The organism is Enterobacter sp. CGMCC 5087 (assembly GCF_003144775.1).
GTDB classification, from domain to species: Bacteria; Pseudomonadota; Gammaproteobacteria; order Enterobacterales; family Enterobacteriaceae; genus Enterobacter; species Enterobacter cloacae_M.
Map to the genome: position 1 here is coordinate 67,159 of NZ_QFXN01000217.1, position 13,402 is coordinate 80,560.

13 protein-coding genes, 1 pseudogene and 1 other annotated feature are annotated in these 13,402 nt (G+C 57.9%); of the genes and pseudogenes, 2 read left to right on the top strand and 12 right to left on the bottom strand.

The window, feature by feature from the left end; translation table 11 throughout:
• Positions 1 to 34: 34 nt before the first annotated feature.
• The 4 genes from DEO48_RS18450 to DEO48_RS18465 all read right to left on the bottom strand — a co-directional run bounded on the left by DEO48_RS18450 (position 35) and on the right by DEO48_RS18465 (position 3,753).
• The gene (locus DEO48_RS18450; protein WP_109845937.1) at positions 35 to 382 is read right to left on the bottom strand and encodes a DUF202 domain-containing protein; all 348 of its coding nucleotides are present in this window, start codon (positions 380 to 382) and stop codon (positions 35 to 37) included.
• A complete protein-coding gene (locus DEO48_RS18455; protein WP_023309821.1) occupies positions 372 to 719 on the bottom strand; it encodes a YidH family protein in 348 nt (115 codons plus the stop codon). The genes DEO48_RS18450 and DEO48_RS18455 overlap by 11 nt, the downstream gene beginning before the upstream one ends.
• A 92-nt stretch (positions 720 to 811) precedes the next feature.
• A complete protein-coding gene (locus DEO48_RS18460) occupies positions 812 to 2,134 on the bottom strand; it encodes a 6-phospho-alpha-glucosidase (protein ID WP_109845938.1) in 1,323 nt (440 codons plus the stop codon).
• Positions 2,131 to 3,753, bottom strand: a complete 1,623-nt coding sequence (locus DEO48_RS18465; protein WP_109845939.1) for an alpha-glucoside-specific PTS transporter subunit IIBC — start codon at positions 3,751 to 3,753, stop codon at positions 2,131 to 2,133. The genes DEO48_RS18460 and DEO48_RS18465 overlap by 4 nt, the downstream gene beginning before the upstream one ends.
• Positions 3,754 to 3,974: 221 nt before the next feature.
• Here DEO48_RS18465 and DEO48_RS18470 point away from each other — a divergent pair.
• Positions 3,975 to 4,720: pseudogene (locus tag DEO48_RS18470) on the top strand (GntR family transcriptional regulator).
• On the opposite strand, the gene DEO48_RS18475 reads toward DEO48_RS18470, so the two are convergent.
• From DEO48_RS18475 to ibpA, 3 genes are all read right to left on the bottom strand, one after another.
• A complete protein-coding gene (locus tag DEO48_RS18475) occupies positions 4,688 to 6,349 on the bottom strand; it encodes a putative transporter (RefSeq protein WP_032662051.1) in 1,662 nt (553 codons plus the stop codon). The pseudogene DEO48_RS18470 and the gene DEO48_RS18475 sit on opposite strands and share 33 nt — an antisense overlap.
• Before the next feature lie 165 nt (positions 6,350 to 6,514).
• Positions 6,515 to 6,943: a small heat shock chaperone IbpB gene (gene ibpB, locus DEO48_RS18480; RefSeq protein ID WP_023309816.1), complete on the bottom strand. Its 429-nt coding sequence runs from the start codon at positions 6,941 to 6,943 to the stop codon at positions 6,515 to 6,517.
• A 136-nt stretch (positions 6,944 to 7,079) separates the two neighbouring features.
• Positions 7,080 to 7,490, bottom strand: coding sequence for a small heat shock chaperone IbpA (ibpA, locus tag DEO48_RS18485; protein WP_008500162.1), 411 nt, complete (start codon positions 7,488 to 7,490; stop codon positions 7,080 to 7,082).
• Positions 7,484 to 7,555, bottom strand: a sequence feature (ROSE (Repression Of Heat Shock gene Expression) occurs in the 5'-region of heat shock genes and acts as an RNA thermometer to modulate expression.). It overlaps the preceding gene by 7 nt.
• A 248-nt stretch (positions 7,556 to 7,803) precedes the next feature.
• Here ibpA and DEO48_RS18490 point away from each other — a divergent pair.
• Complete coding sequence (locus DEO48_RS18490) at positions 7,804 to 8,136, top strand: YceK/YidQ family lipoprotein (RefSeq protein WP_109845941.1); 333 nt, start codon at positions 7,804 to 7,806, stop codon at positions 8,134 to 8,136.
• Here the strand turns inward: DEO48_RS18490 and DEO48_RS18495 are convergent.
• The 5 genes from DEO48_RS18495 to DEO48_RS18515 all read right to left on the bottom strand — a co-directional run.
• A complete protein-coding gene (locus DEO48_RS18495; protein ID WP_181367029.1) occupies positions 8,133 to 9,362 on the bottom strand; it encodes a DUF3748 domain-containing protein in 1,230 nt (409 codons plus the stop codon). The two genes, DEO48_RS18490 and DEO48_RS18495, sit on opposite strands and share 4 nt — an antisense overlap.
• A gap of 51 nt (positions 9,363 to 9,413) precedes the next feature.
• Complete coding sequence (locus DEO48_RS18500) at positions 9,414 to 10,751, bottom strand: MFS transporter (RefSeq protein WP_109845943.1); 1,338 nt, start codon at positions 10,749 to 10,751, stop codon at positions 9,414 to 9,416.
• A 180-nt stretch (positions 10,752 to 10,931) separates the two neighbouring features.
• Positions 10,932 to 12,080 (bottom strand): galactonate dehydratase, encoded by a 1,149-nt coding sequence (gene dgoD, locus DEO48_RS18505; protein WP_059347377.1) that lies wholly within the window; start codon positions 12,078 to 12,080, stop codon positions 10,932 to 10,934.
• Positions 12,077 to 12,694, bottom strand: coding sequence for a 2-dehydro-3-deoxy-6-phosphogalactonate aldolase (locus tag DEO48_RS18510; protein WP_109845944.1), 618 nt, complete (start codon positions 12,692 to 12,694; stop codon positions 12,077 to 12,079). Before DEO48_RS18510 ends, dgoD begins: the two co-directional genes overlap by 4 nt.
• On the bottom strand, positions 12,678 to 13,402 hold a 725-nt coding region (locus DEO48_RS18515), incomplete at its 5' end, for a 2-dehydro-3-deoxygalactonokinase (RefSeq protein WP_109845945.1). The genes DEO48_RS18510 and DEO48_RS18515, both read right to left, overlap by 17 nt.

Consider the following 13,402-nt stretch of genomic DNA (forward strand, 5'->3'; position numbering starts at 1 on the left):
TCGTAGGCCCGGTAAGGCGTAGCCGCCACCGGGTTTACAGGCTCAAAATTTGCTGAATATGGGTTACCGCAAACAGCAGCGACAGCGAGAGAACAGCGAGCGCGATCAGGAACTTATCCCGAACCGCTTTCGGCTGTACAAAATCGTTCTGCGCCACGTCCATCAGGTTACGGCTGCGGGTATAGCGCCATAAAATAATGGCCACCAGCACCAGCACGACAATAGAAATCCAGAAGGGCACCCCGGTGCGGTGCCAGTTGTGCTTGATCGCCAGGGCAATCAAAGCGCCATACCCCAGCAGCGTGCGCAGCCAGGCGAGCGACGTCCGCTCCGGCTGCAGGCCGGGGTCCGCTTCGCGCCGCGCTTTGCGGCTATCCGCCATAGAACACCAGTACCATCACCACGCCCGCCACCGTCAGCAGAATCGTGCTGATAATCAGCAGCCCGCGCGTATAGGGCAGATCCTGCTTCAGACGCATCGCCTTCTCATTGCGCAGCCAGCGCAGGTAGCCGTAAATCGCCAGCACGCCCGCAAACAGGCACAGCAGCAGCGCCAGCACTTCGCGAATCAGCGGCGTGGCGAAATCGGGCGCGAGCTGATCGAGACCCACCCCTGCGGCAAGAAAGCCCAGCGCGGTGCGGATCCACGCTAAAAAAGTGCGTTCATTAGCCAGAGAGAAGCGGTAGTCCGGCGCTTCGCCGAGGCGGGAAATTTTCATGAGGGTTCCTTGTCGTACTACGGGCAGGCTTCAGCATAGCGTAAATCGACAAGGACAAGGAGACCGGCATCGGGCGATGCCGGTCAGGACGATTAGTGCAGCTCTGGCCAGTAGTCCTTATTGGCCGCGATCAGGTCATCCAGAATCGCTTTCGCGACGGACGCGCTCGGAACGGTTTTCGACAGGGTGATCGCCTGCCAGAGTTTCTGGTACGAGCGCTGCTCCCAGGCATCCACCACCAGTTTTTCCACCGCCACCTGCTGGCTCATCAGCCCTTTCTGGAAGTGTGGAATATCGCCCACCGTGAGCGGCTCCGGCCCGTTATGGCCTACCAGGCACGGGATCTCCACCATCGCGTCGGCATCAAAGTTATGGATAGCCCCGTTGTTAGGCACAATCAGCAGCATCCTTTCCTGGGTGTTGAAGGCAATCGCCGTCGCCAGATCGACGATGTACGACGCATGTTCGTCGATTTCCAGCTCACCGGCGGCGGAGTGACCAGCTTCGATAATCGCCCGGCAGGCGCTGAACACATGCTTCTCACGGTGATCCATCACTTCATTGGCGCGGGTACGCTCCGGGTTCGAGTGCGCGACCACGTAGTCCGGGAACAGATAATACTTCAGGTAGGTGTTCGGCATGGTGTCCGGATCCAGCGCCTGCACGTCTCTGGCTTTGGCAAAGGTATCGTTCCAGCTCGCTTCTGTATGCGCATCTTCCGAAGGCGGCACATAGCCGTTTTTAGCCACGTATTCGCGCAGTTTCGGCATCAGATCGTTGCCGTTGAGATCTTCAATCGACGTCCACCAGCCGAAGTGGTTCAGGCCGTAGTAGCGCACGCGCATCTCTTTGCGGTTTTTCAGGCCGACAATCTGCGCCATGCGCCCTTCAATGCCGATCGGCATATCGCAGATGTTGAGGATTTTGGCGTTCGGGCGCAGGCGACGCGTGGCTTCCGCAACAATCGCCGCCGGGTTGGAGTAGTTCAGCATCCACGCGTTCGGGGAGTACTGCTCCATATAATCCACCAGCTCCAGCACGCCGCCGATAGAGCGCATGCCGTAGGAAATCCCGCCCGGCCCGCAGGTTTCCTGGCCCAGCACGCCGTGTCGCAGCGGGATTTTTTCATCTTTTTCACGCATCGGGTATTTGCCCACGCGGATATGCGCCATCACGAAATCCACATCGCTAAACGCCGCTTTAGGATCGGTGGTATAGCTGAATTCAATCTCGGGTGCCTGCTCCCTGAGGATGATTTTGCATGCTTCGGCGATGGTCTCCTGACGCGCGCCGTCGTTGTCATAAAACTTCAGGGCGCGCAGCGGGAAGCGGTCACGGTTGGCTAACAGCATCAGGACGATACCAGGCGTAAAGGTGCTGCCGCCGCCTGCAATAACAACTGAGAATTTTTTCATGATATAGCCTCTGTCAGGGTGGTTTGTTCATTCGTTAAAGGAGTTTTCATCAGCGATTCCAGCTGGTCGCGCACCTGAGGAACGTGCAGGCCGACAATCACCTGAATGCCGTTGCCGCGTCGCACCACGCCGTGGGCGCCGAGGGCTTTGAAGACGTCATCGCTTTGGGTTTTCGCCATATCCACCAGCGCAATGCGCAAGCGGGTGGCGCAGTTGTTGATGCTTTCGATATTGGCCGCCCCGCCGAGCGCCTGCAGGAATCCGGCGGCCTGCCCTACCTGCTGGCTGGCCGCGGCCGGGGCGGTGGTTTGCCCCCGCGCTGCCTTATAGTCGGCCTTGCTGTAGAGTTTGATTTCGCTCTCTTCCCGGCCCGGCGTTTTCAGGTTCAGACGTTCGATCAGCGTTTTGAAGACCGCGAAGTAGATGCCGGTGAAGCAGACGCCGATGCCAATCTGGGTGAATACCGTCGAGGCGTGGTTGTGGAACATTGGGATCCAGTTTTGCGGCAGGAACTGGTCCAGCAGGCCGCCGCCCATGTTCCCGACCACGCCGAAGGCGTACATCACCGTTGCCATAGTCGCCGCCAGTACCGCGTGCACGGCAAACAGAAGCGGCGAGATAAACAGGAAGGTGAACTCGAGCGGTTCAGTGATGCCCACCAGCACGGCGGTGAGCGTGGCCGGCACCAGCAGCCCCGCCACCTTGACGCGGTTTTCCGGCGACGCGGTGTACCAGATCGCCAGCGCAATCCCGACCGAACCGAACACTTTTGAGTTGCCGTGCAGCGCGAACCCGCCTTCCGGGAAGAGGGTTTTCAGCGGCAGGGTGCTCTGGCTGAATTCCTGCAGATGCTGCGCCCAGTAGACCTGAATCCCACCCTCAACCGCCGCCGGGCCGAAGATGAACGGACCGTAGACGAAGTGGTGCAATCCGGTTGGGATCAGAATACGTTCCAGGAAGGTATACACCCACACGCCCAGCGCCCCGGCAGAGCGCAGGAACGCCTGCAGGGACTCAATGCCCATCTGCACTTTTGGCCAGCCTAGCAGCGTCAGCCAGGCGAAGGGGATCATGACGAAGAACGCGAGGATAACGACAAACGAGCTGCCCTGGAAAATCCCCAGAAAGACCGGCAGCGGCTTGTCGAAGTAGCGGTTGTGGATGGCGGTGACGATGCCTGAGATCACAATGGCGCCGATGATGCTGGTATCGAGCGTTTTGATGCCGGCAATCATCGCCAGCCCGCTTCCCGCCGTCGGTTCGGCGGAAAAGTCGACGCCGAAGAAGTGGCCCCAGGTCATCCCCATCGCGTTAATGAAGTAGTTCCAGGTCAGGAAGCTAATCAGCACCGCCAGACAGGCGCGGCCCTGCGCCTGCTTCGCCAGGCCAATCGGTAAGCCAACGGCAAAAATCAGCGGCATATTGCGAAACACCGCCCAGCCGCCCTCTTCAATGATGTGAACAATCTGCGCGAAAAGATGATCGGGGGCCGTTAAGGCTTCGCCAACAAACAGCGGGTTGCGAAGCATGATGGCGATTCCCACCACGATCCCGGCGAACGGAAACAGCAACACCGGGGTAAACATGGCACCGCCAAAACGTTGTATTTGACTGAGCATTTTTAAATCCTCATGAAACAACCTGTAGGGGTAGAGGCCTTTATGGTTTTTTGCTGGCCTGAGGTGAGCATAAGAACTTACTGATGCGCGAACATGGCGTGCCGCTGCGATTCGTGATCGCATTCATGGTTTTATTTTGACCAATCAGGTCTACTTTTTGGCATAAATATGGACATGTCAGGACACAATCCACGCCCTGATAAGGGCAGAGAGGTCTACTGGTGATCTACAAATCTATTGCTGACAGATTGCGGCTGCGGCTGAATTCGTCGGACTACAACATCGGCAGCCCGCTGCCCGGCGAAAAGGCGCTGGCGCAGGAGTTCGGCGTGGCGCGAATGACCATCCGCAAGGCGCTGGATCTACTTGTGAGCTGGGGGCTGGTTGAGCGGCGGCACGGCAGCGGAACCTTTGTCTCGCGCAAAGACGTTCACCACGAAACCACCAACCTGACCGGACTGGTGGAGGTGCTGCGGCAGCAGGGAAAAGAGGTGCAGAGTAAGGTCTTACAGTTTGAAGTGATGCCCGCCCCGCCCGCCATCGCCAGCCAGCTGCGAATTCAGGTGGATGAGCGGATCTACTTTTCACGGCGTGTGCGCTACGTGGACGGGAAGCCGCTGATGCTGGAGGACAGCTTTATGCCGGTGAAGTTGTTCCGCAACCTTTCGCTGGCGCATCTTGAGGGGTCTAAGTTTGATTACATAGAGAAGGAGTGCGGGATCACCATCAGCGGCAACTACGAGAGCCTGACGCCGGTGCTGGCAGATAAAACGCTGGCCGGTTATATGAACCTGCCGGAACAGACGCCGCTGCTGCGCATTACGTCTCTCTCCTACAGCGACAGCGGCGAGTTCCTCAATTATTCCGTGATGTTCCGAAATACCAGTGATTACCAGGTGGACTACCATCTGCGGCGCATCCACCGGAAGATTTACTAGCTCATCCCCCAGAACAGCACCGCCAGTAGCTGCGGGGTGATGATGCGCAGGAACATCACCAGCGGATAGACGGTGGCATAGGAGAGCGCAGCCGCACCGCTGGTGGCGTGCAGGTTGTTGGCAAAGGCCAGCGCGGGTGGATCGGTCATGGAGCCCGCCAGCATCCCGCACAGCGTCAGGTAGTTCATTTTGGCGAACATCCGCGCCAGTATTCCCACCGTCAGCAGCGGGATCGCCGTGATAAAGATGCCGTAGCCTACCCAGCTCATCCCTTCGCCCTTGACCAGGGTATCGACAAAATCCCCGCCGGACTTCAGCCCGACCACCGCCAGGAACAGCACGATACCCAGCTCGCGCAGCGCCAGGTTGGCGCTCGGTGGCATAAACCAGTAAAGCTTCCCGATACAGCCGATACGCCCGAGGATCAGCGCCATAATCAGCGGCCCGCCTGCCAGGCCCAGCTTGAGCGCCACCGGGAAGCCCGGCACGTACACCGGAATGGAGCCGAGCAGCACGCCGAGTCCAATACCGATAAACACAGGCAGCATCTGCACCTGCTGCAGCTTTTGCTGGGCGTTACCCACCATATCCGCCACGGCGTCGATGGACGACGGGCGCCCGACCAGGTTGAGGATATCCCCGAACTGCAGGCTGGCTTCCGGGCTGGCGACCAGTTCAACACCCGCACGGTTAAGGCGAGAGATCACCACGTCATAGCGCTCCTTTACCTGCAGATCGCGTATTTTCTTGCCAAGAACGTGTTCGTTAGTCACCACAACGCGTTCCACGCGCATATCGGTGCCGCGGGTTGAGAGCGAGGTATCCACTTCCTGACCAATCACCAGCCGCGCGTTGTTTAAATCTCCGGGCTGGCCGACCAGGTGCAGCAGATCGCCCTGCTGAATGACGGTGCCGGGGGCAGGCACCATCAGCATATCGTCACGCTTGAGGCGGGAGCAGATGATGTTGGCGCTGTTGAGGATCGGCACGTCCTGAATCGCCATATTGTTCAGGTTGGGGTTATCGACCCGAATGTTGATGGTTTTGATCGGCATATGGCCGTTGGTGAGCGTGGTTTCGTGGTCCTTCGCCTCTTTGTCGACGTTAATGCGAAACAGGACGCGGACCAGCCACATGGAAAGCAGAATGCCGCAAATGCCAAACGGATAGGCCATGGCGTAGCTCATCCCCATCTGGTCGACAATGCCGGGTTCGATACCCAAATCGCGAAGGATTTGCTGCCCGGCGCCGAGCGCAGGCGTGTTGGTGACCGCCCCGGAGAAAATGCCCAGCACCACGGGGAGCGGGATATCGAAGATTTTGTGCAGAATTGCGGTGACCAGCCCGCCCATTACCACAATGCCGAGGGCAAACAGGTTGAGCCGTAAACCGGAAACCCGAAGTGAGGCGAAAAAGCCCGGTCCCACCTGAATACCGATGGTATAAACGAAGAGGATCAGGCCGAACTCCTGAGTAAAGTGGAGCATTTCGGCGCTGAGGACCAGCCCGAGCTTGTCGGCGAAGTGCCCGACAAAAATGCCGCCAAACAGTACCCCGCCTATCCCAAACCCGACGCCACGGATTTTGATATTACCTATCCACAGGCCAACAACAGCGACCAGGGCCAACACGCTGACGGTTAACGCGATATCACTCATGACCCACTTCCTTATCATAACCTTAGTTATGCTAAGGATTCTCTCAGAGCCGGGGGCGGTTGTATGGGCGATGGCGCACAAAAAAGCCCTGCCGGGGCAGGGCTTTATCTTTTCACCCTCTCCCACAGGAAGAGGGCCGGGGTGAGGGCATCAGCCCGCACAGTGCTAACTGTTCAACGCCGGCCGCTCGCTAATGGCGATACGCTGCGGCGCGATGGCTTCCGGCACGTTGCGGATCAGGTCGATATGCAGCAGACCGTTGGTAAACGTTGCGCCGGACACTTCCATATGGTCTGCCAGGGTAAAGCTCAGGCTAAACGGCTGATTAACCAACCCCTGATGCAGCCATTTGGTCTCGGTCTCTTGTTTTTCCGGCGACCCCTTCACGGTCAGGCGAGTGCCTTCAAGCTGGATGTCCAGATCGTCCTGGCGGAAACCGGCCAGCGCAAGGGTAATGCGATAGTGGTTATCGTCGCTCTTTTCGATGTTGTACGGCGGAAACGTCTGTTGCTCGGTGGTGCTTTGCAGGGCGTTAGCCAGTTTGTCAAAACCAATCCACTGACGCAGCAGGGGGGATAAATCATAGTTACGCATATTAAATCTCCTTCTGAGAAGCGAGTTCGGCACAGTTTAATTTTGTGCGCAGTTGTTCCTGCAAATCCTGATGGATTCGCATATGCTCCCGTTACGGCAAGCAAGTTCGTGTGGGCCGCTCACGCGACCCGCGTAATTAGTTAATTTCGATACGACGCGGTTTTTTCTCTTCCGGAATCACACGTTCCAGTTCGATAAACAGCAGGCCGTTGACCAAGTTCGCGCCTTTAACGTGAATGTTCTCGGCTAACTGGAACTTGCGTTCAAAGTTGCGCTCGGCGATGCCCTGATAGAGGTAGGTACGTTCTTTCTGCTCGGCCGTATGGGAACCTTTCACCACCAGCAGGTTGTCCTGCGCGGTGATCTCCAGTTCGTTTTCTGCAAAACCGGCGACGGCAATGGCGATGCGGTAGTGGTTTTCGTCAACCAGCTCAACATTGTATGGAGGGTAGCCGTTGCTCTGGCTTTGGTTATTTTCTAAATGGTTAAACAGGCGGTCAAAACCAATTGCAGAACGGTATAGCGGAGAAAGATCGAAGTTACGCATAAATAAAACTCCTGAAATCAGCGAGAAATTGTAGCCTTCCACCATGGACAGGCCTTTGCGCCCCCGAACACCCATCAGGCGAGTTCGTTATCGGGCCACATTCTTAAAATGGGTCTGCAATCGGGCTTTTCAAGAACGACAGCTGCACTTTTTTTTGCACTTTCCTGCATCTCGCTTAGACTGGGACAACAGCACAAAGGGTTAAATTGCGATGGCTGCCACAGTGCGGGGTTATAGGGCTATCCATTTTGGATAAGGCTCGCTATAACCCTGAGTTGCATGTCTATGCAGTGCCATTAACGATGACTGAGTGATGATGAAAAATGTTCTGATAAAGCTGACGACGTTCAGCTGGGTAGTTTTACTTTGCGGGTGTTCGAGCGTGATGTCTCACACCGGCGGTAAAGAAGGAACATATCCGGGGACGCGCGCCAGCGCGGCGATGATCTCCGATGACGATACAAACTGGGGCACCAAATCCCTGGTTATCCTGGATATGCCGTTTACGGCCGTGGCGGATACGCTTCTGCTGCCGTGGGATATGTTTCGTAAGGACAACTCCGTGCGCTCGCGGGTAGAGAAAAGCGAGCAGGAAAATCTGGCGACAAACGCCGTCATCCCGCCCGCTGAAATGCCTCCACGCTAGTACTGCGCGGTTTCCGTTACCCAAAGCTGACGGAAACCGGCTGTCTCCTCCATCCACGCAATAACGCGCCCGTCAGGGGAAAAAACGACCGCATCAGCAGACGGCGGGTTGCCGTGATCGGACGTCAAAAACGTCACCTCTCCGGTCTGTGCGTCGCAGCAGGCGATCCGATTTTCGAGCACAAACCCCAGACGATCGCCGGAAGGATGCCAGTTAAATGCTGACTGAATATCGCTCCCGGTACGCGTCAACTGGCGCGGCTCACCTCCCTCAGAAGAGATCAGCCACAGCTGCACAATGCCGTTATCATCCCGCATCAGAAACGCAATCTGTGTCCCCTGCGGGTTGCAGCGAACCCAGTGACGCGGCATGTTCACCAGGCCCGGGTACGCCCTCTGATGCGTAAAGGTCAAACGGCGCTGCTTCACACCCGCAGGCGGCGCTGGCAGGGTCTCCGTCGTGCCCTGTAGCGGCGCATCGCCCGCACGCTTCCAGCCCTGCTCGTCTTCCGGCAGATTTACGATAAACAGTTCCGGTACTTTTTCGCCCTGCGCGGAGAGGGTATCGCCGATAAACGCCAGCCTGTCGTTGCCCACCCAGCCCTCTTCGTATGCGCGGTTGATTTCATCGCTGCCCGGCCGTGGGTTGGGCGTGGTGCGGCTAACCAGCACGCTCCAGAAGGTTCCCGAATATTCACGGGGATGGTTCCCCTGCGGGTTCACCGGGCCGTAAGGCGCAGCCACGCCGACGTTGCGTAAATCGAGTTTAGGATCGCGTTCGTGCAGAACATGGTCGTTATAGGTAAAGCTGACGAGCCGCCCGTTCGGGCTGAAGACATGGACGTGGCTGCCGCCGCGCAGCGCGCCTGCGGTGTAAGGCGCGGTGATATCCATCGCGTCCAGGTTGCTCACCTGACCGTTTTGTGCAACCACTCCCTGACGATGATGAAAATCGTAGTGCCAGTCCGCATCCGGGTTTTTCGGGCCGTGGATAAAGACATATTTCTCTTCTGCAGGATGAACGGTCACCACGCCGACATGCGCGCCGTCAGTGGCGCGATATACCACCTCTACCTCACCCGTAGCGACATTGACCCGCTCGATGGTTTCACCGGTAAACGACGCACCGGACGGGCGCACGTCGTAGACCAGCCACTGGCTGTCCGGCGTCCAGGTATTGATGTTGGTCAGCTGGTGGTTGCGGGAAGCGAAGGTGATTTGTTTCATGAGGATACCCTGATGCACGGTGAGTGCATCAGGGTAAAACATCCGCAGGGATTAGCCTACTCGTTTCACATCACCCACCAGCAGGATGTAGGAGAGTGCTCCGATCAGCGCCACGGCAGAAATATAGACCAGCGCCGGGCCGAAGCCGTAGTCCTGCGCCAGGTAGCCGATGACCAGCGGTACGGTGATCCCGCCCAGCCCGCCGACAAAGTTGAACACGCCGCCGGTCAGGCCAATCAGCCGCATCGGCGCCAGGGACGAGACCAGTGACCAGGTGATAGAGGCGAAACCGTTACCGAAGAACGCCACCGCCATCAGGGTCATAATCCACACCGGATCGTTGGTGTAGTTGGCGCCCATGATGCAGGTGGAGATCAGCAACCCGCAGATAATCGGCGTTTTACGCGCCACGCCCAGCGAGTAGCCCTTTTTCACCAGCTTATCGGCCAGCCAGCCGGAGAGCAGCACGCCGAAGAACGCCGCGAGGAACGGCACGGTGGTCATAAAGCCCGCCTTCAGCGCCGTGATGCCTTTCTCCTGGGTCAGGTAGTTCGGGAACCAGGTAAGGAAGAACCACAGCGTGGAGGTTACCGCGAACTGGCCCAGATAAACGCCCACCAGCTTACGATGGAAGACCAGCTTCCAGTCCGCTTTGGTCAGCGGCTGGCGCGCCTCTTTTTTCACCGGCGCATCGCCGTCCACCAGGCCACCGCCGTCGCGGATGTAGTCCAGCTCGGCTTTGGTGATGCTTTTGGTCAGACGCGGCGGCTGGTAAACCTTGAACCAGATCAGCGACCAGATAATGCCAATCCCACCCGTGACGATGAATACCCAGTGCCAGCTCAGCAGCTCCTGGATCCAGATCAGCAGCGGCGTCAGGAACGCCAGGCCGACAAACTGCCCGGAGGTGTAAAAGCCAACGGCGGAAGCGCGCTCGTGTTCCGGGAACCAGCTGGTCACCATACGGTTGTTGGTCGGAAACGCGGGCGCTTCGAACACCCCGGTGATGGCGCGCAGGCCAATCAGCGACATCAGCCCGGTCGCGAAGCCCTGGAACAGGGTCGCCACTGACCAGCCGAAAATGGCAATGAAATAGGTCAGACGTGAACCCACGCGGTCAAGGAACCAGCCGCCCGGGATCTGACATAAAGTATACAGCCAGGCAAACGCCGAAAAGACGTAGCCCATTTCCGCTTTGGTGATGCCAAACTCTTCCTGGATATGGGCCGATGCCACGGCAAGGTTGGCGCGGTCTACATAGCAAATGACCACGGTAATAAAGATCATAATCAGCGTCAGGTAGCGGCGACGCCCGGTTTTTGTAGCGGTAACTGGAATATCCATCGCAATCTGTCTCCAGATTTTGGGCATAGCGAAGCCGCTCACCATGCCCTGTAATTTACAGAGGGTGTATTTGGTTTTTTTAATTAAAAACGTAAACAGAATGCGCTAAATAATTCGTGCTGGGGGAAGGCGGCAAGTTTTCGCATCCCCGGGAGCATACAAAAGTATGTGACCGGGGTAAGAAAACGCAGCCAACGCATCACCAGCGCGAAGTATGACGCGCATTTACCATTCGGCTACGCTGCCGTCCTCATGACGCCACAGCGGGTTACGCCAGTCTGGCGCATTTTTACTCAGCTCAATGACTTTGGCTTCGTCAATTTCTACGCCAAGGCCCGGCTTCGTTAACGGTTTAAAGAAACCGCCTTCCATGCAGAAGTCTTCTTTATTTTTCACAAAATCGAGCAGTTCCGCGCCCTTGTTATAGTGAATCCCCATGCTCTGTTCCTGGAACACCGCATTGCGGGAGATAAAATCAACGTGCAGACAGGCAGCCAGCGCGATCGGGCCTAGCGGGCAGTGCGGCGCCAATGCCACATCGTAAGCCTCTGCCATCCCGGCAATTTTGTAGCATTCAGTTATGCCGCCCGCGTGAGAGAGGTCCGGCTGCAGGATGGCAATGCCGCCCGCTTCAAGCACGCGTTTGAACTCGAAGCGCGAGAACATACGTTCGCCCGCCGCGATGGGAATATGGGTCTGTTCAGCCAGTTTCGGGTAGTACTCGGCCTGCTCGGCCAGCACCGGTTCTTCAATAAACAGCGGACGATACGGCTCCAGCTCTTTGATCAGAACTTTGGCCATCGGCGCGCTGACTCGGCCGTGGAAATCCAGGCCAAACTCAATCTCGTTGCCGAAGGCTTCACGGATTTGCGCCACGGTGTTCACCGCCCGGTCTACCGCGCGCGAGTTGTCGATAATGCCCATCTCTTCGCAGCCGTTGAGCTTGAAAGTGTCGAAGCCGATGTTGCGCAGCTGCGTGATGCCATCAATCACTTCCGCAGGACGGTCACCGCCGACCCAGCTGTAGGCTTTGATTTTGTCGCGCACCAGCCCGCCCATCAATTGCCAGACCGGCGCGTTCAGCACTTTGCCTTTGATATCCCACAGCGCCTGGTCGATGCCGGCGATGGCGCTCATCAGGATCGGCCCCCCGCGGTAGAAGCCCGCGCGGTACATCACCTGCCAAAGGTCGTTAATGCGCGCCGGATCCTGACCAATCAGGTATTCACCCAGCTCGTGCACCGCCGCTTCTACGGTACGCGCCCGCCCTTCAATCACCGGTTCGCCCCAGCCCACAACCCCTTCATCGGTTTCGATTTTCAGGAACATCCAGCGCGGGGGTAAACGGTACGTGGTGAGTTTGGTTATTTTCATTTCACTGCCTCTCGATACGCTTTCACAAATGCTGCCGCCTGCTGTGCGGTACGTTCAACGGACTGTCCGGCACGATAAAGATCGCTGCCCAGCCCTGCGCCCACACAGCCAGCACTCATCCACTGGCCCAGGTTTTCTGGTGTTACGCCGCCCACGGCAAAGACCGGCACGCTGGCGGGCAATACCGCTTTCAGCGCTTTGATGTAGTCCGGACCAAAAGCCGATGACGGGAAAATTTTGAGCGACTGTGCGCCTGCGTCGAGAGCAGTAAAGGCCTCCGTGGCGGTGGCGCAGCCCGGGCAGACGGTCATGCCGTGCCCCACCGCGCGGCGGATCACCTCAGGCTGAATATTGGGCGTGACGATAAGCCTGCAGCCCATTTTCGCCAGCCGATCCACCTGCTCAGGCTGTAACACGGTGCCTGCGCCAATCAGCGCCTTATCACCAAAGGCCTTCACCACGGCCGGAATGCTTTTTTCCCACTCGGGAGAGTTAAGCGGGATTTCCACCGCGTCGAACCCGGCGTCAATAACCGCGCCGACGTGGGCTAACGCCTCATCGGGCGTGATGCCGCGCAAAATTGCGATAAGGGGAAGATCAGTTTGCCACTGCATGAGCGATGCTCCTTATTCCTGCCTGAAATGCCGTGTCGCCGGATAGCATTGAAACATCGCGCCCAACGGCGCGGAACGCCTGCTCGTAGCGCGACGTCAGCGATGCGCCTGCGACAATGGTGATGGCCTGCTCGTGCGCGACGAAATCACGCATGCTGGCGACCTCTGCGCCAATCAGCAGGCCGGAGAGAAACTCGCTGACCTGCTCGCGCGGGAGATTTCCCAGCACGTGCGAGGCGCGAACCTCAAAAAGGTGCGGCAAAACATCAGGAGAAGCGATCCCACGCTCAATCCCGGCAGCAAACGCCTCTGCCGAGGCTTCCTGCTCAGGTAAACCGGCCCCGACCAGCGAATGGTTGAGCAGCAAATGGTGCAGCTCGCCGGTCATCACAGTGCGAAAATCGTGGATTTGCTCAGCGTCAGCCTGAACCCACTTGCAGTGCGTTCCAGGCATGACGTAGACAGAAGAAGGAGAAAGCGCGCGCGCGCCAAGCAGCTGCGTCTCTTCGCCGCGCATCACGTTGTGGTTATCGTCGCGAGAGACGCACAAACCGGGAATAATCCAGATATTGTCGCCAACGGACGTTAACTGTTCGCCAATGGCGGAGAAACGAGCGGGAACCGGCAAATAAGGGGCGATTTTCCAGCCTACGTTGCTGCCCACCATTCCCGCCATTACCACCGGCGTGGCGCTGTCGCGCCAGGTTT

Coding starts and splice junctions, on each gene's coding strand:
- DEO48_RS18450 (WP_109845937.1), bottom strand. CDS start 382: ATGGCGGATAGCCGCAAAGCGCGGCGCGAAGCGGACCCCGGCCTGCAG.
- DEO48_RS18455 (WP_023309821.1), bottom strand. CDS start 719: ATGAAAATTTCCCGCCTCGGCGAAGCGCCGGACTACCGCTTCTCTCTG.
- DEO48_RS18460 (WP_109845938.1), bottom strand. CDS start 2,134: ATGAAAAAATTCTCAGTTGTTATTGCAGGCGGCGGCAGCACCTTTACG.
- DEO48_RS18465 (WP_109845939.1), bottom strand. CDS start 3,753: ATGCTCAGTCAAATACAACGTTTTGGCGGTGCCATGTTTACCCCGGTG.
- DEO48_RS18475 (WP_032662051.1), bottom strand. CDS start 6,349: ATGAGTGATATCGCGTTAACCGTCAGCGTGTTGGCCCTGGTCGCTGTT.
- ibpB (WP_023309816.1), bottom strand. CDS start 6,943: ATGCGTAACTATGATTTATCCCCCCTGCTGCGTCAGTGGATTGGTTTT.
- ibpA (WP_008500162.1), bottom strand. CDS start 7,490: ATGCGTAACTTCGATCTTTCTCCGCTATACCGTTCTGCAATTGGTTTT.
- DEO48_RS18490 (WP_109845941.1), top strand. CDS start 7,804: ATGATGAAAAATGTTCTGATAAAGCTGACGACGTTCAGCTGGGTAGTT.
- DEO48_RS18495 (WP_181367029.1), bottom strand. CDS start 9,362: ATGAAACAAATCACCTTCGCTTCCCGCAACCACCAGCTGACCAACATC.
- DEO48_RS18500 (WP_109845943.1), bottom strand. CDS start 10,751: ATGGTGAGCGGCTTCGCTATGCCCAAAATCTGGAGACAGATTGCGATG.
- dgoD (WP_059347377.1), bottom strand. CDS start 12,080: ATGAAAATAACCAAACTCACCACGTACCGTTTACCCCCGCGCTGGATG.
- DEO48_RS18510 (WP_109845944.1), bottom strand. CDS start 12,694: ATGCAGTGGCAAACTGATCTTCCCCTTATCGCAATTTTGCGCGGCATC.